The sequence below is a fragment of the Brevundimonas sp. CEF1 genome, assembly GCF_051353055.1.
In the GTDB taxonomy this organism is placed as follows: Bacteria; Pseudomonadota; Alphaproteobacteria; order Caulobacterales; family Caulobacteraceae; genus Brevundimonas.
The window spans coordinates 637251-655736 of record NZ_CP195593.1 but is presented as its reverse complement, the minus strand read 5'-3'; the positions used below and the strand labels follow the sequence as shown (position 1 = coordinate 655736).

Annotated in this window: 19 protein-coding genes and 1 riboswitch; of the genes, 12 read left to right on the top strand and 7 right to left on the bottom strand. The window is 67.4% G+C overall.

The features are described from left to right. The first annotated feature begins 84 nt into the window (after positions 1-84). Both ACR9FL_RS03325 and ACR9FL_RS03320 read left to right on the top strand, forming a co-directional pair. Positions 85-1290 (top strand): saccharopine dehydrogenase family protein, encoded by a 1206-nt coding sequence (locus ACR9FL_RS03325; RefSeq protein ID WP_436357148.1) that lies wholly within the window; start codon positions 85-87, stop codon positions 1288-1290. Positions 1291-1308: 18 nt separating this feature from the next. Beyond that, positions 1309-2481, top strand: a complete 1173-nt coding sequence (locus ACR9FL_RS03320) for a carboxynorspermidine decarboxylase (RefSeq protein WP_436357147.1) — start codon at positions 1309-1311, stop codon at positions 2479-2481. Here ACR9FL_RS03320 and ACR9FL_RS03315 read toward each other — a convergent pair. The 4 genes from ACR9FL_RS03315 to ACR9FL_RS03300 are packed head-to-tail and all read right to left on the bottom strand — an operon-like array spanning position 2438 to position 5346. Then, the gene (locus tag ACR9FL_RS03315) at positions 2438-2965 is read right to left on the bottom strand and encodes a hypothetical protein (protein WP_436357146.1); all 528 of its coding nucleotides are present in this window, start codon (positions 2963-2965) and stop codon (positions 2438-2440) included. The genes ACR9FL_RS03320 and ACR9FL_RS03315 overlap by 44 nt on opposite strands. A gap of 60 nt (positions 2966-3025) precedes the next feature. Further along, positions 3026-3955: a bifunctional riboflavin kinase/FAD synthetase gene (locus tag ACR9FL_RS03310; RefSeq protein WP_436357144.1), complete on the bottom strand. Its 930-nt coding sequence runs from the start codon at positions 3953-3955 to the stop codon at positions 3026-3028. A 21-nt stretch (positions 3956-3976) separates the two neighbouring features. Next, a complete protein-coding gene (locus ACR9FL_RS03305) occupies positions 3977-4438 on the bottom strand; it encodes a MaoC family dehydratase (protein ID WP_296177636.1) in 462 nt (153 codons plus the stop codon). 38 nt (positions 4439-4476) lie between these two features. Next, positions 4477-5346 carry a TIGR01459 family HAD-type hydrolase gene (locus tag ACR9FL_RS03300; protein ID WP_436357143.1) on the bottom strand — a complete coding sequence of 290 codons (870 nt, stop codon included), beginning with the start codon at positions 5344-5346 and terminating at the stop codon, positions 4477-4479. Between the two features lie 123 nt (positions 5347-5469). Between ACR9FL_RS03300 and lspA the strand changes: the two genes are divergently transcribed. The 3 genes from lspA (at position 5470) to ACR9FL_RS03285 (ending at position 7177) form a co-directional block, all read left to right on the top strand. Next, positions 5470-5997 carry a signal peptidase II gene (gene lspA, locus ACR9FL_RS03295; RefSeq protein ID WP_436357142.1) on the top strand — a complete coding sequence of 176 codons (528 nt, stop codon included), beginning with the start codon at positions 5470-5472 and terminating at the stop codon, positions 5995-5997. 68 nt (positions 5998-6065) lie between these two features. Next, positions 6066-6632 carry a DUF3035 domain-containing protein gene (locus ACR9FL_RS03290; protein WP_296178376.1) on the top strand — a complete coding sequence of 189 codons (567 nt, stop codon included), beginning with the start codon at positions 6066-6068 and terminating at the stop codon, positions 6630-6632. A 95-nt stretch (positions 6633-6727) separates the two neighbouring features. Beyond that, positions 6728-7177, top strand: a complete 450-nt coding sequence (locus ACR9FL_RS03285) for a PaaI family thioesterase (RefSeq protein WP_436357141.1) — start codon at positions 6728-6730, stop codon at positions 7175-7177. On the opposite strand, the gene ispH is transcribed toward ACR9FL_RS03285, so the two are convergent. Next, positions 7174-8145, bottom strand: coding sequence for a 4-hydroxy-3-methylbut-2-enyl diphosphate reductase (gene ispH, locus ACR9FL_RS03280; RefSeq protein ID WP_436357140.1), 972 nt, complete (start codon positions 8143-8145; stop codon positions 7174-7176). The genes ACR9FL_RS03285 and ispH overlap by 4 nt on opposite strands. A gap of 148 nt (positions 8146-8293) precedes the next feature. Between ispH and ACR9FL_RS03275 the strand changes: the two genes are divergently transcribed. The 4 genes from ACR9FL_RS03275 (at position 8294) to ACR9FL_RS03260 (ending at position 13340) form a co-directional block, all read left to right on the top strand. Then, positions 8294-8944 carry a Tat pathway signal sequence domain protein gene (locus ACR9FL_RS03275; RefSeq protein WP_436357138.1) on the top strand — a complete coding sequence of 217 codons (651 nt, stop codon included), beginning with the start codon at positions 8294-8296 and terminating at the stop codon, positions 8942-8944. Between the two features lie 4 nt (positions 8945-8948). Continuing rightward, a complete protein-coding gene (argS, locus tag ACR9FL_RS03270) occupies positions 8949-10751 on the top strand; it encodes an arginine--tRNA ligase (protein ID WP_436357137.1) in 1803 nt (600 codons plus the stop codon). A gap of 167 nt (positions 10752-10918) precedes the next feature. After that, complete coding sequence (locus ACR9FL_RS03265) at positions 10919-11929, top strand: adenosine deaminase (RefSeq protein ID WP_436357135.1); 1011 nt, start codon at positions 10919-10921, stop codon at positions 11927-11929. A gap of 109 nt (positions 11930-12038) precedes the next feature. After that, complete coding sequence (locus ACR9FL_RS03260; protein WP_436357134.1) at positions 12039-13340, top strand: DinB/UmuC family translesion DNA polymerase; 1302 nt, start codon at positions 12039-12041, stop codon at positions 13338-13340. Positions 13341-13508: 168 nt separating this feature from the next. On the opposite strand, the gene pncA is transcribed toward ACR9FL_RS03260, so the two are convergent. Further along, a complete protein-coding gene (pncA, locus tag ACR9FL_RS03255; RefSeq protein WP_436357133.1) occupies positions 13509-14141 on the bottom strand; it encodes a bifunctional nicotinamidase/pyrazinamidase in 633 nt (210 codons plus the stop codon). A gap of 3 nt (positions 14142-14144) precedes the next feature. Continuing rightward, positions 14145-15113: a class 1 fructose-bisphosphatase gene (locus ACR9FL_RS03250; protein WP_436357132.1), complete on the bottom strand. Its 969-nt coding sequence runs from the start codon at positions 15111-15113 to the stop codon at positions 14145-14147. Between the two features lie 112 nt (positions 15114-15225). After that, positions 15226-15324, top strand: a riboswitch (glycine riboswitch). A gap of 146 nt (positions 15325-15470) precedes the next feature. Between ACR9FL_RS03250 and gcvT the strand changes: the two genes are divergently transcribed. The 3 genes from gcvT (at position 15471) to gcvPA (ending at position 18483) form a co-directional block, all read left to right on the top strand. Beyond that, positions 15471-16586 (top strand): glycine cleavage system aminomethyltransferase GcvT, encoded by a 1116-nt coding sequence (gcvT, locus tag ACR9FL_RS03245; RefSeq protein WP_436357131.1) that lies wholly within the window; start codon positions 15471-15473, stop codon positions 16584-16586. Between the two features lie 26 nt (positions 16587-16612). Continuing rightward, positions 16613-16978, top strand: a complete 366-nt coding sequence (gene gcvH, locus ACR9FL_RS03240) for a glycine cleavage system protein GcvH (protein ID WP_296175106.1) — start codon at positions 16613-16615, stop codon at positions 16976-16978. A 158-nt stretch (positions 16979-17136) separates the two neighbouring features. Further along, positions 17137-18483: an aminomethyl-transferring glycine dehydrogenase subunit GcvPA gene (gene gcvPA, locus ACR9FL_RS03235; RefSeq protein ID WP_436357130.1), complete on the top strand. Its 1347-nt coding sequence runs from the start codon at positions 17137-17139 to the stop codon at positions 18481-18483. The last annotated feature ends 3 nt before the right edge of the window (positions 18484-18486 follow it).

The following is an 18486-nucleotide window of genomic DNA, read 5'->3' as shown; positions in this document are numbered from 1 at the left end:
CTGTCATCATCGTGTTAAGAGCCCCGCCCTTTATAGCGGCGGCGGTGTCGCCAAAGCAGTTTCAGACTTCAGGAGAAGCCACACATGAGCAGGGTGCTGGTTATCGGTGCAGGCGGCGTCAGCTCCGTCGCGGTCCACAAGATGGCGATGAATGCCGACATCTTCTCGCATATCACCTTGGCGAGCCGCACGAAGTCCAAGTGCGACGCCATCGCTGAATCCGTGAAGTCGCGCTTTGGCGTGACCATCGACACGGCCCAGATCGACGCCGACGATGTCGCCGCGACGACAGCCCTGATCCAGTCGGTCAAGCCGGCCCTGGTGGTCAACCTGGCCCTGCCCTATCAGGACCTGGCCATCATGGACGCCTGCCTGGCCGCCGGCGTCAACTATCTCGACACGGCCAACTATGAGCCGCGTGACGAAGCCAAGTTCGAATACAAGTGGCAGTGGGCCTATCAGGAGCGCTTCAAGGAAGCCGGCCTGATGGCGCTGCTCGGTTCGGGCTTCGACCCCGGCGTGACCTCGGTCTTCGCCACCTACACCAAGAAGCACCTGCTGGACCGGATCGACACGCTCGACATCCTGGACTGCAACGGCGGCGACACGGGTCTGCCCTTCGCCACCAACTTCAACCCGGAAATCAACCTGCGCGAAGTGACCGCCAACTCGCGCCACTGGGAAAACGGCCAGTGGGTCGAGGGCCCCGCGCTGTCGCACAAGCAGGCCTTCGACTTCGAGGGCGTGGGTCAGAAGAACATGTACCTCATGTATCATGAGGAACTGGAGTCCCTGGCCAAGTTCTATCCGGAAATCAAACGCATCCGCTTCTGGATGACCTTCGGCGACAGCTACCTGAAACACCTGGAAGTGCTGGAAAACATCGGCATGACCTCGATCGAGCCGATGCAGTTCCAGGGCCGCGAGATCATCCCGATCGAGTTCCTCAAGGCCCTGCTGCCGGAACCGGCCTCGCTGGGTCCGATCACCAAGGGCAAGACGAACATCGGCACCATCGCCACCGGCGAGAAGGACGGCGTCGCCAAGACCTTCTACGTCAAGAACATCTGCGACCACGAAGCCGCCTATGCCGAAACCGGCAACCAGGCCGTCAGCTACACCACGGGCGTTCCGGCCATGATCGGCGCGGCCATGATGCTGACCGGCGCGTGGAAGGGCGACGGCGTCTTCAACATGGAGCAGCTGGACCCCGATCCCTTCATGGACATGCTGAACAAGCATGGCCTGCCGTGGACGGTCGAGGAGCTGGACGCTCCGCTGGCCTTCTAAGACTGGGGATCAAGACACATGGAGACCCAGGCCGGTGATCCGGGCGCCTTTGCGCACTTCGACCTGAACCGTGTCGCCTCGCCTGCCTTCGTGGTGGACGAGGCGGCGGTGCGGCGCAATCTGGCCGTGCTGAAGGACGTGCGCGACCGAGGCAATGCGCGGGTGCTGCTGGCGCTCAAGGCCTTTTCCATGTGGTCGCTTGCGGACGTCGTCGGGGAATACCTCGACGGCGTCTGCGCCTCCGGTCTGTGGGAGGCGCGGCTGGCGCGTGAGTTCTACAAGGGCGAACTGACCACCTATTCGCCAGCCTACAAGGCCGAGGATCTGCCCGAGATCCTGCGCCTGTCCGACCATGTCATCTTCAACTCGCCGGATCAGGTGACGCGCTTCGCCGACCTGATCGCCAAGGCGCGGGCTGAGGGTCACGCGTTCGAGATCGGCCTGCGGCTGAACCCCGAACATTCCGAGGGCGAGGTCGCCAAATACGACCCGGCCCAGCCCTGCTCGCGTCTGGGCTATCCGGTGTCGCAGCTGACGCCGGAAAAGATGGTCGGCATCGACGGCGTCCACATCCACGCCCTGTGCGAACAGGATTTCCTGCCCCTGTCGCGCATCTGGGCGGCGGTGGAGCCGAAGCTGGCTCCGCTGCTGGGCGACGTGAAGTGGATCAACCTGGGCGGCGGTCACCACGTGACGCGCGCCGACTATCAGATCGACCAACTGGTCGCCTTCCTCAACGACATTCAACAGCGTTACGACGTCACCGCCTATCTGGAGCCGGGCGAGGCCGTGGCCCTGGACGCCGGCATCCTGATCGGCGAGGTGCTGGACGTCTTCGACAACGGCATGCCCATCGCCATCACCGACCTGTCGGCCACCTGCCATATGCCGGACGTGATCGAGGCCCCCTATCGCCCCGCCATGCTGCATGAGCCCGAGGACGGCGTCACGGTGCGTCTGGGCGGCCCGTCCTGCCTGGCCGGCGACATCATCGGCGACTATGTCTTCGCCGAACGCCCGACGCCCGGAACGCGCCTCGCCTTCCTCGATCAGGCCCACTATTCGATGGTGAAGACCAACACCTTCAACGGCGTCCCCCTGCCCGCCATCGCCCTGTGGAACAGCGCCACGGACGAGCTGCGCATGGTCAGAGAGTTCGACTGGACGGAGTTCCGCGACCGGCTGTCGTAGCCTGCTGAGCGACCTCGGCTTCTATCGCGCGGATCTGTGCAGTCAGCTTCGCTGCCGCAATCGGATCTTCGGCGGGAAGATGCATGATGAGACGCCCTCGCTGCGGATGGTCGGGCGCCCAAGGCGCGGACTGGGCGTAGCCGACCTCGCACGGGCGGCAGCTTTTCTTGTCGATCCGCACGGCTGAGGCGTGGTTCAGCCAGCCGGGGCCAGACGGAGCGGTCTGCTGCACCAAGACCAATGAACCTTGATCGAACACCTCAAAGCCACGGTCAGATGTAAACGGGTGGCGCACCGCATGAGTGGAACTTGAAGTGGCCATGACAGCCCTCGCCGTCGCTATGTAGTCACATCGCTGAACCGCAGGCCCCGTGCATCCCGGCGCGGCATGATCTGCACCGACCAGCAAGGTCAGCCCGCCAATCACCGCGAATATCGAGAAAAAGCCAAACCCAACTGGGTCAAGATTGCCCGGATGCAACATTGAACGACTCCAAACGCCGTTCTACGAAATCAGCAATCTGCCTGAAAGTCGAGCGGGCGTTCAGCCCAGCACGGCCCTCGCCGCCGCCGCGTCCGCCTCGATCTGCACCTTGAGCGCGTCCAGCCCGTCGAACTTCATCTCGCCGCGCAGGAAGGCGACCAGTTCGGTTTCCAGGGTCTGGCCGTAGAGGCTCTCGTCGAAGTCCAGAAGCCAGACTTCCAGCAGGGGCTGTTCGATCTCGAACATGGGGCGGACGCCCAGGTTGGCGACGCCCTTGATGACGCGTCCGTCGGGCAGGCGGGTGCGGGTCGCATAGACCCCATAGGCGGGGCGCATATAGTCGCCCATGGCCACGTTGGCGGTCGGCACGCCGATGGTGCGCCCGCGCTTGTCGCCGTGGATCACCTCGCCCTGGATGGCGTAGGGACGGCCCAGGATGGCGGCGGCGCGGTCCATGTCGCCGGCCTTCAAGGCCTCGCGCACCGCGGACGACGACAGTTTCAGGCCCGAGGCGTCGTCGATGCGGTCGGTGACGGAGACGGTGAAGCCCAGGCTCTCGCCATAGGTCCGCAGCAGGGCGGGCGAACCCGAACGGCCCTTGCCGAAGGTGAAGTCGAAGCCGACGGCGGCGTGGGCGATGCCCAGACCTTCGGACAGGACGCGACGGGCGAACTCTTCGTCCGTCATGCCCGCCATCTCGGCGTCAAACGGGATCAGATAGAGGCGGTCGACGCCGAGCGGCGCCAGGGCCTGGGCCATCTGGTCCGCCGTCATCAGGCGAAAGGGCGCGGCCTCGGGCTGGAACAGGCGGCGCGGGTGCGGGTCGAAGCTGACCACGGCCAGAGGGACGCCCAGGCGCTGGGCCGCCTCGCGGGCCGAGGCGATGACCGCCTGATGGCCGCGATGCACCCCGTCAAAGGCGCCGACGGCCACGGCCGCCCCACGCTGCGAGGCCGGCAGATCGCGCCAGCCGCGGATGACCTCAACCACCTTGGGGACCACCTCGGAGACTCAGCGGGCCGAGGGCTTGCGGCGGCGCGGCACGCGCACGACGGCCACGCCGTCCATGATCAGCTTGTCGCCGACAAAGCCTTCGCAGCGCAGCTCGACGCGGGCGCTGTCGGTCTCCATCTCGATCACCGTGATGACGATGCGGACCATGTCGTCGATGCGGACCGGGAAGTGGAAGGCCAGGGTCTGCGAAATATAGATGGAGCCGGCGCCCGGCAGGATGGTGCCGACCACCGCCGAGCCGAAGGCGGCGCTGAGCAGGCCGTGGGCGATGCGGCCGCGATAGGCGGTCTTGGACGCGAAGGCTTCATCCAGATGGACCGGATTGAAGTCGTCCGAGGCCTCGGCGAACAGGCGAATCCGGTCCTCGGTGACGTGGACCGTCTTCTGCGCGGCCATGCCGACGTGGAGTTCGTCGAGGATGTAACCGCCCGACGGATGCTGTGTGACGTATTCGACCATGTGCGGCCTTTACGGCAGGTGCGACGAAATGGCGAGCCTCACCATGCCAGTTCCAGCGCGGCGTAGCGCGCAAAGGTCGTCTCGGCTCGGAGCAATTCGGCGGCGAGCGCCGGGTCCAGACGTCCATCCGGCCCCTTGGCGGCGTCGCCGTGGATGCCCTGAGCGATGAAGAGGCAGTCCAACGCCTGCTCGGCGGCGCCCAGGACGTCGGTGATGACGCCGTCGCCGATGCACAGGACCCGCGAGCGATCGACGGGACGGCCCATCAGGGCCTGCGCCTCACGCAGGGCCAGTTCGTAGATGGGGCCGAAGGGCTTGCCGGCCATGACCACGCGCCCGCCCATTTCCTCATACAGATCGGCGATGGCGCCGCCGCAATAGATGATGCTGTCGCCCTTCTGCACGATACGATCGGGGTTGGCGCAGATCAGCTCCAGATCACGCTCGACGGCGGGGATCAGGCGCGCGCGATAGTCCTCGGGCGTCTCGGTCGCGTCGTCGAACAGGCCGGTGACCGACAGGAAGGCCGCGTCTGAGGCGTCATGGGCGCTGGTCAGGTTCAGCCCCTCATAGAGAACGAAGTCGCGATCAGGGCCGATGATCCAGGCCGGACCGGGGGCGCGGCGGGCCAGCTCGGCGCGGGTGGCGTCGCCCGAGGTGACGAAGGCCTTCCAGGCGCTACGCGGCACGCCGAGCGCATCGAGTTGCGCCACCACGTCCGACGAGGGGCGCGGCGAGTTGGAGATCAGGACGACATGGCCGCCCTTTTCGTTGAATCTGGTCAGGGCCTCGCAGGCCACGGGCCAGCTTTCGCGGCCGTTGTGGATCACCCCCCAGACGTCGCACAGCAGGATGTCATAGTCGTCGGCGACGGCGGACAGGCGGGGCAAGGCGTGAGGCAGGGTCATGGGGTCGGTTATAGCCGTCGAGACGCAGGGGGAAAGGCCGCAACCGCCCCTCCCCGTCATTGGACGGCGCCATACGCTTTCCCTCTTCGCCCTCGCCTCGCTTCCTGCTAACCGGCTTGAGACATGAAAATCTCTCGCCTCGCCTACACCGCCTACGGCATCGCCCTCGTCGTCATCGTGCTGGACCAGCTGACCAAGGCCTGGGTTCTGGGCGCCATCGACGCGGCGCACATCTCGCAGATCCCCGACGGCTATCGCATCGCCGAGGTCGCGCCGCCCCTTTTCAACCTGACCTATGTGCTGAACACGGGCGTCAGCTTCGGCCTGTTCGGCGGCGGGTCGGGGCGCTGGATTTTGAGCGGTTTCTCCGTCCTTGTGGCGGCGGCCCTGGCGGTCTGGGCGACGCGTTCGGATCGCAAGCTAATGGTCGCGGCCATCGGCCTGGTCATGGGCGGCGCCCTGGGCAATGTCTTCGACCGCATCCGTTTCGGCGGGGTCGTGGACTTCCTCGACTTCTCGGGCTCTGGCCTGTTTCCGTGGATTTTCAACATCGCCGACGCCGGCATCACCGTCGGCGTCGTCCTGCTGATCCTCGACAGCTTCCTGTCCGAACGCCGCTCCACAGTTGGCGCGGCCAACGAAAAGTCGTAATCACCCCCTCTTCGTTATCGTCCCGAGCCAGCGCCGTTGGGCGCGCCTCCCGGAGCCGAGCTGACCTTATGCGTATTCGTAACGCCGCTACCGTGGCCCTTTTCGCCACTACCGCCCTCGGCCTGACCGCCTGCGGGAGCATGAAACAGAGCATCGGTCTGACCAAGGTCGTGCCGGACGAGTTCGTCACCGTCGCCAGCGCCCCGCTGGCCGTGCCGCCCGAATACGGCCTGACCCCGCCGTCGCCAGGCCAGCCGCGCCCGCAAGAACTGGCCCCCGAAAGCGCCGCCCGTCAGATCCTGCTGGGTCAACGCCAGGCCGTGACCCGCACCGGCGGCGAACAGGCCCTGGTCGCCCAGGCCGGCGCCGACCGCGCCGATCCCCTGGCCCGCTATGTCGTCGATGACGAATTCGGCGACCTGGCCCACAAGGAAGAAAGCTGGGCCAACCGCATCATGTTCTGGCGCAAGAACGACCCGGCCACTCAGGCGCCGACCGTCAGCCAGACCGCCGAAGGCGCCCGCACCATCGACGCCAGCACCGAACACGCCCGCCTGCAGGCCCTAACCGGCGGCCGCGAGGGCATTTCGATCACGCCCCGTCAGGACCGCGGCTTCAAGCTGCCGGGCCTCTAAGACTTTACGGGCGTCATCGCCTGGGATTTCAGGACGCGTCTGGTCTCGCGACCGGCGCGTCCTTTTCTTTGCGCCCAACCTCGGGGAACTTCTGCATGTCCGACAAGATCGATCTCGCCGCCCTGTCCGGGCTGGACCAGTTGCGCCTGATGCTGGACGGACGTCTGCCCCCCGCCCCGATCGCTGAGACGGTCGGGTTTCGTTTGACCGAACTGGCCGAGGGCCGCGTCGCCTTCGAGGGCGAGCCGACGCTGGCCGTCTACAACCCCATCGGATCGGTGCATGGCGGCTGGATGGCGACTCTGCTCGATTCAGCCTGCGGCTGCGTGGTGCATTCGGTGCTGAAGCCGGGTCAGGCCTATACGACGCTGGAGCTGAAGACCGTCTTCCATAAGGCGTTGAAGGCGGGAACCCCGGTCCGCGCCGAGGGCCGCATCGTTCAGGCCGGTCGTCGCGCCGCCTTCTCCGAGGCCGACCTGCGCGGCCTGGACGGCACGCTCTACGCCACCGCCACCTCGACCTGCCTGGTGATGGAGCGGGCTTAAGCCGTCAAGACGCGGGGCAGCTTGAACGAGACGGTTTCTCGCGCCCCGTCGTCCTCGGTCACGATCGCATCGAAACGGTCGCGAATGGCGTCGATCAGGGCCTCGATCAGGGGTTCCGGCGCCGAAGCCCCGGCGGTGACGCCGACCGTGGTCACGCCGTCGAACCAGGCCCAGTCCACGTCCCCGGCGTCATCGACCAAACGGGCGTCGCCCGCTCCGGCCTTCAAGGCCACATCGACCAGACGCGCCGAGTTGGACGAGTTCTTGGACCCGACCACCAGCACCAACTGGCTGCCCTCGCCCAGACGCTTGACCGCCTCTTGCCGGTTGGTGGTGGCGTAGCAGATGTCTTCCTTGTGCGGGTCCGGCAGTTCCGGGAAGCGCCGCTTCAACGCCGCCAGGATGTCGGCGGTGTCGTCCACCGACAGTGTGGTCTGGGTGGCGTAGGCCAGGGGCTGATCGCCCGGTCGCTGAAACGCCTCGGCGTCCGCCACCGTCTCCACCAGACTGATCGAGCCCGGCGGCAGCTGGCCCATGGTGCCGACGACCTCGGGGTGGCCGGCGTGGCCGATCAGAACGATGTGCCGGCCCGCCGCATGGTGGCGTTCAGCCTCGACGTGAACCTTGGACACCAGGGGGCAGGTGGCGTCCAGGAACAGCATGTCACGCGACCGCGCCGTGGCCGGCACCGACTTGGGCACGCCGTGAGCCGAAAAGACCACGGGCCGGTCGTCGGGGCATTCGTCCAGTTCCTTGACGAAGACCGCGCCCAGGCCCTTCAGCCGCTCGACGACGTGACGGTTGTGGACGATCTCATGCCGCACATAGACGGGGGCGCCGAACTTCTCGATGGCGCGCTCGACAATCTGAATGGCTCGATCCACCCCGGCGCAGAAACCGCGTGGCGTGGCGAGGCGCACGTTCAGCGGGCGGCGATCAAAACTGGAGGGCGGTACGGGCGCGTTCATGGCCGGAACCTAGTCGCTCCCGCGCCTTACCGCCACTGGCTGCATGGTCGCGTTTGCCGCGCCTCGCTTTAGCCGCTATCAGCATTGAGCGTGCAGCGGTCGGCGCCGACTGTCGCGCGCTCCCTTTCGCTTGCCGGAAATGAAATTGATGCGTCGCGTCTTCACTGCCCTGGCCGCCCTGTCCGTGACAGCCGCGCTGATCCCTTCCACCGCAGCCGCCCAGTATGGCGGTCAGCAGCGCCCGACCCAGCAGCAGCAACCGGCAGAGGCCAACGCCCGCCCCACGCGAATCGCCCCTCTGAGCCGACGCGCCAACGCCGGCCCCTGCCCCTATGTGAAGGTGCTCTACGACGCCGCTCGTTACGTCGAACTGGCGGATTTCACGCGCCCGTCGGTCGCCGGCATCGGCTTCACGGGTGAAATCGAAGGCGTTTCGGCGGACTGCGTCTATCGCGAAGCCGATCCGATCCGTCTGGACTTCAACGTCCTGTTCAACCTCGGCAAGGGCCCGCAGGCCAGCGGCGACGCCCGCACCTATCGCTACTGGGTGGCGGTGACTGAGCGCAACTCGGCCGTCCTGGCCAAGGAATATTTCGACCTGCCGGTGAACTTCGAGGGCCAGACCACGGCCTCGGTCCAGCAGGCCCAGTCCATCGTCATTCCCCGCGCCGACGCCACCACGGCGGGCAGCAATTTCGAGGTCCTGATCGGCTTCGAGGTCACGCCTGAAATGGCCGAGTTCAACCGATCGGGCAGCCGCTTCCGCGTCACCGCCGGCCAGACCCAACCGAACCCCTAAGAACATGACTGATCTCAAGACCTCTCTCAGCGAAGCGGTCGCCGCCGCCTTCGCCGCCGAAGGCGTGGACGCCGCGCTTGCCCGCGTCGTCGCTTCGGACCGCCCCGACCTGGCCGACTTCCAGTCCAATGGCGCGCTGGCCGCCGCCAAGGCGCTGAAGGCCGATCCGCGCGAGCTGGCCGCCAAGGTGGCCGAGCGCCTCGGCAACGACCCGCGCCTGTCGTCGGTCGAAGTCGCCGGCCCCGGCTTCATCAACCTCAAGCTCTCCGACGCCGCCCTGGCCCAGCGCGCCGCCGAGGTGGCCGCTGACGAAACCCTGGCCGGCACCTCGCTGAACACGCCGTCGCGCAAGGTCGTCATCGACTACGCCGGTCCCAACGTGGCCAAGCCGATGCACGTCGGCCACCTGCGCTCCTCCATCATCGGCGAGAGCCTGAAGCGCCTGTTCCGCTTCCGCGGCGACATCGTCTGGGGCGACGCCCACTTCGGCGACTGGGGCTTCCAGATGGGCCTGCTGATCACCGCTTGCGGCGACGAGAACCTGGCCGAGGCCTTCATGGCCGAGGGCGACGGGCCCTTCCCCGCCGACAGCCCGGTGACGCTGGAAGACCTGGAGCGCCTCTATCCCCAGGCCGCCGCCAAGGCCAAGGAAGACCCCGCCTTCCGCGACCGCGCCCGCAAGGCCACCGCTGAACTGCAAGGCGGTCGTCCCGGCTACCGCGCCCTGTGGGCCCACTTCGTCGCCGTCAGCCGCACCGCGCTGAAGCGCGAGTTCGGCGCTCTGGACGTCACCTTCGACCTGTGGAACGGCGAATCCGACGCCGATCCCCTGATGCCGGAAATGCTGGCGCACCTGAAAGCCACCGGCCTGCTGGTCGAGGACGACGGCGCCCAGGTGGTCCACGTCGCCAAGCCCGGCGAGACCCGCAAGAAGAAGCTGGCCGACGGCTCGGTCATCGAGGCCCCGTCCCCGCCGCCCCTGCTGGTGGTGTCGTCGGAAGGCTCGGCCATGTACGGCACGACCGACCTGGCCACGATCCTGGACCGCAAGAAGTCGATCGGCCCCGACCTGATCCTCTACGTCGTCGACGAGCGTCAGGCCGAGCATTTCGAACAGGTCTTCCGCGCCGCCTATCTGGCCGGCTACGCGCCGGAGAAGTCGCTGGAGCACCTCGGCTTCGGCACCATGAACGGCGCCGACGGCAAGCCCTTCAAGACCCGCGCGGGCGGCGTGCTGAAGCTGCACGACCTGATCACCATGGCTGTCGACAAGGCGCGCGAGCGTCTGAAGGAAGCCAAACTCGGCGACGACCTGCCGGAAGCCGAGTTCGAGGACATCGCCCGCAAGGTGGCGGTGGCCGCGCTGAAGTTCGCCGACCTGTCGAACAACCGCACCACCAGCTACGTCTTCGACCTCGACCGCTTCATGAGCTTCGAGGGCAAGACCGGCCCCTATCTGCTGTATCAGGCCGTGCGGGTGAAATCCCTGCTGCGCAAGGCCGCCGATCAGGGCGTCGAGACCGCCCCCATCGTCGTCGCCGAACCCGCCGAACGCGATCTGGCCCTGACGCTGGACGCCTTCGACGCGGCCACGGCGGACGCCTACGACAAGCGTTCGCCCAACCTGATCGCCGAGCACGCCTATCGTCTGGCGCAGAGCTTCTCGAAATTCTACGCCGCCTGCCCGATCCTGGTTGCGCCGGACGCGGCTGCCAAGGGCTCGCGCCTGGCCCTGGCCGCCGCCAGCCTGCATCAGCTGGAAACGGCGCTGAACCTGCTGGGCATCGAGACGCCCGAGCGGATGTAACCTCCTGACGTCATCCCGGACGGCCCGAAGGGCCGATCCGGGACCGCCGGAAGCGCAACGTGTGAATGTCGAACATGTGGCGGTCCCGGCTCTCCGCTGCGCTTCGGCCGGGATGACGAGGGGGCGTAGGTTCGCTAGGGTTCCGTCTTGTTACGGAGCCTCCCCTCATGTCCCTCGACGCCTTCATCGCCAGCCTGCCCAAGGCGGAACTGCACCTGCACATCGAGGGCTCGCTTGAGCCCGAACTGATGTTCGAGCTGGCGCAGCGCAACGGCGTCGCCATCCCCTACGACAGCGTCGAGGCCGTGCGCGCGGCCTATGACTTCTCGAACCTGCAGGACTTCCTCGACATCTACTACGCGGGCGCGGCCGTGCTGCTGACCCGTCAGGATTTCGAGGATCTGGCCTTCGCCTATTTCCAGCGCGCCGCCGCCGACAACGTCCGCCACGCCGAGATCTTCTTCGATCCCCAGACCCACACCGACCGGGGCGTGCCCTTCGCCGTCGTGGTCGAGGGCCTGATCGCGGGCATGGATCGGGCCAAGGCGGAACTCGGCGTCACCAGCGGCCTGATCCTCAGCTTCCTGCGCCATCTGTCCGAGGACGAAGCCTTCGCCACGCTGGAGGCCGCCAAGCCCTATCTGCACCACTTCATCGGCGTCGGGCTGGACTCGTCCGAGGTCGGCCATCCGCCGGCCAAGTTCCAGCGCGTCTTCGCCGCCGCCCGCGACTTAGGGCTTAAGCTGTGCGCCCACGCGGGCGAGGAAGGCCCGCCCGAATATGTGCGCGAGGCGCTGGACCTGCTGCACATCGACCGCATGGACCACGGCAACCGCTCGATGGAGGACGAGGCCCTGATCGCCCGTCTGGCCGCCGAGCAGATGACCCTGACGGTCTGCCCGCTGTCGAACCTGAAGCTGTGCGTGGTCAAGGATCTGAAGGACCACCCGGTCCCCGAAATGCTGCGCCGCGGCCTGCACGTCACCCTGAACTCCGACGACCCCTCCTATTTCGGCGGCTATGTGAACGCCAACTACATCCAGCTGGCGAACGCGGTGGGCCTGACCCGCGAACAGGTGACGCAGTTGGCCAGGAACAGCTTCGAAGGCAGCTTCCTGAGCGACGCCGACAAGGCCGCCCGGATCGCCGAAGTGGACGCCTACGCGGCGGCGCACTGACCTTTTCTTTCGTCACCCTCCGGCAAGCCGCGCAGCGGTGCAGACCGAGGATGACGAAAGATAGAGTCCGCTGCTTCCGACTGCTAGTTGTTCCTGATATGTTCCAACCATGGAGCACTCCGGCCGACAGCCCGATGAAGACAGCGCCGGTCTGCGCTGGCTGTTCATCGACCTGAACGCCTTCTTCGCCAGCGTCGAGCAGCAGATGAACCCGGACTGGCGCGGCAAGCCGGTCATCGTCCGCCCGGCGGCCAGCGAATATTCCGGCGCCATCGCCGCCAGCTATGAGAGCAAGGCCTTCGGCGTCCGCACCGGGATGCAGGTGGCCGAGGCCCGCAGGCTGTGCCCCGGCCTGATCGTCGCCGAAGCGCGGCCCGACCTCTATGTCGAGATCCACAAGAAGATCATGGCCGAGATCGATCGCCATGTGCCGGTGTGGAAGGTCGGCTCCATCGACGAATGTTCGTGCGAACTGCTCGGTCCAGAGCGGCAGGAGGCGAACGCCGTCGCCCTGGCCCGGCGCGTCCAGGCGGGGATCATGGAGAATGTGGGCGAGTGCCTGCGGTCGTCCATCGGCCTGGCGCCGTCGCGCTTTCTGGCCAAGACCGCCTGCGGGATGCAGAAGCCCGCCGGGCTGACGATCCTTCGCGCCCACGAACTGCCCGGCGCCATCCTGCATCTGCCGCTGTCGCAATATCCGGGCATAGGCTCGCGGATGCGCGAGCGGCTGGCGGCGGCGGGCGTCACGGACACAGCGGGCCTGTGGGCCATGAGCGCCAAACAGGCCCGAACCGTCTGGAACAGCATCGAGGGCGAACGCATCTGGCGCGGCCTGCACGGACTGGACAGCGAGCCGACGCCGACCAAGCCCCCCGCCTCGATCAGCCACAGCCACGTCCTGGCCCAGGCGATGCGCACCCCCGACAAGGCGCGGGCGGTGGCCCGACGGCTGATGGTCAAGTGCGGGGCGCGGCTGCGGCGGATGGGGCTGACCGGGGCCGGGATCAGCCTGCATCTCGATCTGGAGCCGAAGGGAAGCCAGCGGGCCTGGGGCGGGACGGGCCTGAACCGCGCCATCGCCCCGACCCAGGACACCTTCGCCCTGCTGGCCGCCCTGGACGGCCTGTGGCGCCAGATCGAGCCCCGTCTGCAAGCCGGCGGCTTGAGCCATGTCGGGGTCGGGGTCCACGGCCTGAAGGCCCTCGACGCCTTCGAGGCCGACCTGTTCGACATCGGCCCGGATCAGGGCGGCCAGGCCCGATCCCTGCGCCTGTCGCAGGCGCTGGATGCGCTGAACAAACGCTATGGCAAGGACACCGTCAGCATCGGTCCCAATGCGGGCCTGCCCGACTACATCGGCGCCAAGATCGCCTTCACCCGCATCCCGGACGCCGAGGACTTCTACGAATAACCCCCTTGCTTCCGTCATCCTCCGGCGAGCGGAGCGAGACCGGGGGACCCAGCGGCGCGCGTCAGCGCGAAACGGGCCACGCAAAGTGCTCGCGGCAAGGATCGCCTGCGGCGCCGCTGGGTCCCCCGGTCTGCGCCGCAAGCGGCTTGCCGGAGGATGACGAAGGGATCAGTCGAGGAAGGACGCGGCTTGGATCTCGGCCACGCCAAGCGCCGCGAAGCTCGCCTTGGCGGCCGTCGCTGTCTCTTCAGCAATCGCCCTGCAGGCGTCGGCGATCACCACGGCCTCGAAGCCTTCGCGTACGGCGTCCTCGGCGGTGAAGCAGACGCAGTAGTCATAGGCCAGGCCGCACAGGAAGACGCGCGTCACGCCCCGATCGCGCAGCAGGCCCGCCAGACCCGTCGCCGTGCGATGGTCGTTCTCAAAGAAGCCGGAATAGCTGTCGACCGCCGGGTTGTAGCCCTTGCGAACCACGGCCAGCGCTTTTGTCACCGCAGGCGTCACGTCCGGGTGGAAGTCCGCGCCCGGCGTTCCCTGCAGGCAGTGATCCGGCCACAGCATCTGGCGACCGTAGGCCACCTCGATCTCGGTGAAGGGGGCCGCGCCGTCGTGGTTGGAGGCGAAGCTGATCTGGTCCGGCGTGTGCCAGTCCTGGGTGGCGATCACCGTGTCGAAGCGCTCGGCCAAGCGGTTGATCAGGGGCATGATCCCCGCCCCGCCCTGAACCGCCAGAGCCCCGCCCTCGCAGAAGTCGTTCTGGGCGTCGATGACCAGAAGGGCGTCTGTAGAGCGCAGCTTCATGGCTCAGGCCGCCGCGATCTGGTCGACTTCGTTGGCCGAGCCGAGCGCGACCGGGATGCGCTGGTGCAGTTCGGTCGGGGTCACGTCCAGAATGGCCTGAACGCCGTCCGTCGTCGCCTTGCCGCCCGCCTGTTCGATCAGGAAGGCCATGGGGTTGCCCTCGTACATCAGGCGCAGCTTGCCCGGCTTGTTCGGCTCGCGCTTGTCCCACGGATAGAGGAAGACGCCGCCGCGCATCAGGATGCGGTGCACGTCGGCCACCATGGCGGCGACCCAGCGCATGTTGAAATTCTTGCCCCGCGGACCGTCCGCGCCCTTTAGGCAGCCGTCGACGTAGCGCTGGACGCTCTCGGCCCAGTGGCGCTGGTTCGACATGTTGATGGCGAACTCCTTGGTGTCCGCCGGCACGGTGATCTTCTCATGCGTCATCAGCCACTGACCGTCCTGCGACAGGGTGAAGCCCGCCACGCCCCGACCCGTGGTCAGCACCAGCATGGTCTGACCGCCATAGAGGCAATAGAGGGCCGCGACCTGCTGGCGGCCCGACTGCAGGAAGTCGGCCTCGCCCGGCGTGGCCGAGGGCGACTTCAGCACCGAGACGATGGTGCCGACGGGGGCGTTGATGTCGATGTTGGACGAGCCGTCCAGCGGGTCGAACAAGACCAGGTATTCGCCTGCCGGGTTGGTCGCCGACTGGACCGTGTCCATTTCTTCCGACGCCACGCCCGCCACGGCCGGACAGGCCAGCAGCATGTCCGTCAGAACGTCGTTGGAGATGACGTCGAGCTTCTTCTGCTCCTCGTCCTGCACGTTGACCGCGCCCGACGCGCCCAGAGCCCCGACCAGAGCGCCGCCCGAGACGATCTTGCGAATCTCGACGCAGGCGGCGGCGGCGACCGTCAGGGTCTGGGTCAGGCCCTGCGGCAAATCGAGGGAGGCCAGGTGGGCGGCGAGGTCGGTGCGGGCGGTCATGGCGGCCTTCAATCCTGTCACGAGAGCAGTTCGCGCCCCTCATGGCCCTTCGGATCGTTCGCGGCAAGCCCGGCGCCGCTTGACTTCGGCTCGGAGTCGGGGCCTTAGGTCGCACGCTCTCGCGGGAGAGATCGGCGGTCGCGCAGCGGCCGTCGGGGCCGAAGGCGCAACCGCCCCGGAAACGCTCAGGCAAAAGGACCGCGAAGGCGCACGGACGCTGGAAAGTCGCCTTATGGCGCGCCGACGGAGCAAGGCTGTTCGTCCTCTGGGCGACGGTCGGAATCTCTCAGGCTTCAGGACAGCGGGGGCGCGACGACGGCGAAGCTATCGCCGCAACCCGCGACCGGAGGATGCTCGATGAGCGACCAGGCCTTGAAGACCACTCCCCTCAACGCGGCGCACCGCGCGCTCGGCGCCCGCATGGTCGGGTTCGGCGGCTATGACATGCCGGTCCAGTACGAAGGCGTTCTGGCCGAACATCGCTGGACCCGCGAACACGCCGGCCTGTTCGACGTCTCGCACATGGGCCAGGCCCGCATCAGCGGCGACGACGCCATCGCCCAGTTCCAGCGCTTCGTGCCGGGCGACTATCAGATCCTGAAGGCCGGCAAGCAGAAGTACTCCCTGCTGCTGAACGCCGAGGGCGGCATCATGGACGACCTGATGGCGGGCAAGCCCGACCATGACGGCCTCTATGTCGTGGTCAACGCCGGCAACAAGGACGCCGACTTCGCCTTCCTGAACGCCAACCTGGCCGGCGACGCCAAGCTGACCGTCCTGGACGACCGCGCCCTGCTGGCCATCCAGGGACCGGAAGCCGCCGAGGTCATGGCCAAGCATGAGCCGGCCCTGGGCGAGATGGGCTTCATGGATTCAGCCCGCCTGATGCTGTTCGGCGTCGACTGCTTCGTCTCGCGCTCGGGCTACACCGGCGAGGACGGCTATGAGATCTCGGTGCCGAACGCCGACGCCGAGCGCGTCTGGACCCTGCTGCTGGAAGACGCCCGCGTGAAGCCGATCGGCCTGGGCGCCCGCGACAGCCTTCGCCTCGAAGCCGGCCTGCCGCTGCACGGCCACGACATCGACGCCTCGACCAGCCCGGTCGAGGGCGCCCTGACCTTCGCCCTGTCCAAGTCGCGCAAGGAAGCCGCCGACTTCAACGGCGCCGAACGCATCCTCAAGGAACTGGCCGACGGCCCCTCGCGCGTCCGCATCGGCCTGCACGTCAAGGAAGGCGCCCCGGCCCGCGAAGGCGCCGAGATCGCCGACATGGACGGCAATCTGATCGGCAAGGTCACCTCGGGCGGCCCCTCGCCGACCCTGGGTCACAACATCGCCATGGGCTACGTCCCGCCGGCCTTCGCCGCCCTGGGCACCGACCTGAAAGTCATCGTCCGCGGCAAAGCCGCCGCCGCCGAAGTCGTCGCCACACCCTTCGTGGCCACCCGCTACTATCGCAAACCCAAATCCTAATTTTCTGGGCCTGAGAGATCAAACACATGCGCTTCACCAAAGATCACGAGTGGGTTCGCCTCGAGGGCGACGTCGCCACGGTCGGCATTTCCAAGCACGCTGCTGACGCCCTGGGCGACGTGGTGTTCGTCGAGACGCCGGAAGCCGGTAAGACCGTCTCGGTCGGCGACAGCTTCGCCGTCGTCGAATCGGTCAAGGCCGCTTCGGACGTCTACGCCCCGGTCGCCGGCGAAGTGGTCGAGGGCAACGCCGCCCTGGCCTCGGCCCCGGAAACCGTCAACGCCGACCCCGAAGGCGAAGGCTGGTTCGCCAAGATCAAGGTCGCGGACGCCTCGGCGATCGACGCCCTGATGGACCAGGCCGCCTACGACGCCTTCCTCGCCACGCTGTAAAAGAAGCCCTCCCCTCGAGGGGGAGGGTTGGGAGGGGTGGAGGCATCCCCCCTTCCCATCTGAACTCCGATCGGCGCCACCCGAGCTTTTTTCGGCAAGCGCCTGCCCACACCCCATCCCAACCCTTCCCCCTCGAGGGGAAGGGCTAGGAGTCAAAGATGCGCTACCTCCCCCTGACGCCCGACGACCGTGAGGCCATGCTGGCCGCCATCGGCGCCAAATCCATCGACGACCTGTTTGTCGACGTGCCGCAGGCCGCGCGCCGCGACGGCTTCGTCGACCTGCCCCGCGTGGCGGGCGAACTGGAGGTCGAACGCGCCCTCTCGGCCATGGCGGGCAAGAACGCCACGGCCGGAACCGTGCCCTTCTTCTGCGGCGCCGGCGCCTACAAGCACCACGTCCCGGCCACGGTCGACCACGTGATCCAGCGGTCGGAATTCCTGACCAGCTACACCCCCTATCAGCCGGAAATCGCGCAGGGCACGCTGCAGTACCTGTACGAGTTCCAGACCCAGGTCGCGAACCTGACCGGCATGGAAGTCGCCAACGCCTCCCTCTATGACGGTTCGACCGCCATGGCCGAAGGCGTGCTGATGGCTACCCGCGTGACCCGCCGCAACAAGGCCGTCATCTCGGGCGGCGTGCACCCGCACTACGTCAAGGCGACCGAGACCGTGGTTCACGCCGTCGGCGTCGAGACTGAAGCCCTGACGCCCGCCGTCGACGCCGAAGACGCCGTCATCGCCGCCATCGACAAGGACACGGCCTGCGTCGTCGTCCAGACCCCCAACGTCTTCGGCACCGCCACCGACGTGACCAAGATCGCCGAGGCCGCCCACGCCGCCGGCGCCCTGCTGATCGTCGTCGTCACCGAAGCCGTGTCCATGGGCCTGTTGAAGTCGCCCGGCGAAATGGGCGCCGACATCGTCGCGGCCGAAGGCCAGTCGATCGGCAACGCCCTGAACTTCGGCGGCCCCTACATCGGCCTGTTCGCCACCCGCGAGAAGCTGCTGCGCCAGACGCCCGGCCGCTACTGCGGTGAGACGGTCGACGCCGACGGCCGTCGCGGCTTCGTCCTGACCCTGTCCACGCGCGAGCAGCACATCCGCCGCGACAAGGCCACGTCGAACATCTGCACCAACTCGGGCCTGTGCTGCCTGGCCTTCACCATCCACATGAGCCTGCTGGGCGAGACGGGTCTGCGCCAGATGGCCCTACTCAACCATGAGAAGGCCGTCGCCACGCGCGACGCCCTGGCCGCCATTCCGGGCGTCGAGATCCTGACCCCGCGCTTCTTCAACGAGTTCGCGGTCAAGCTGCCCAAGAACGCGGCGGACGTGGTGCAGACCCTGGCCGACCACCACATCCTGGCCGGCGTGCCCTACAGCCGCCTGAACCCGGACGCGGGCCTGGACGACGTCCTGCTGGTCGCCGCCACCGAGACCACGCTGGACGCCGACATCAAGATCCTGGCGGCTTCGCTCGCCAAGGTCCTGGCGGCCTGAGGG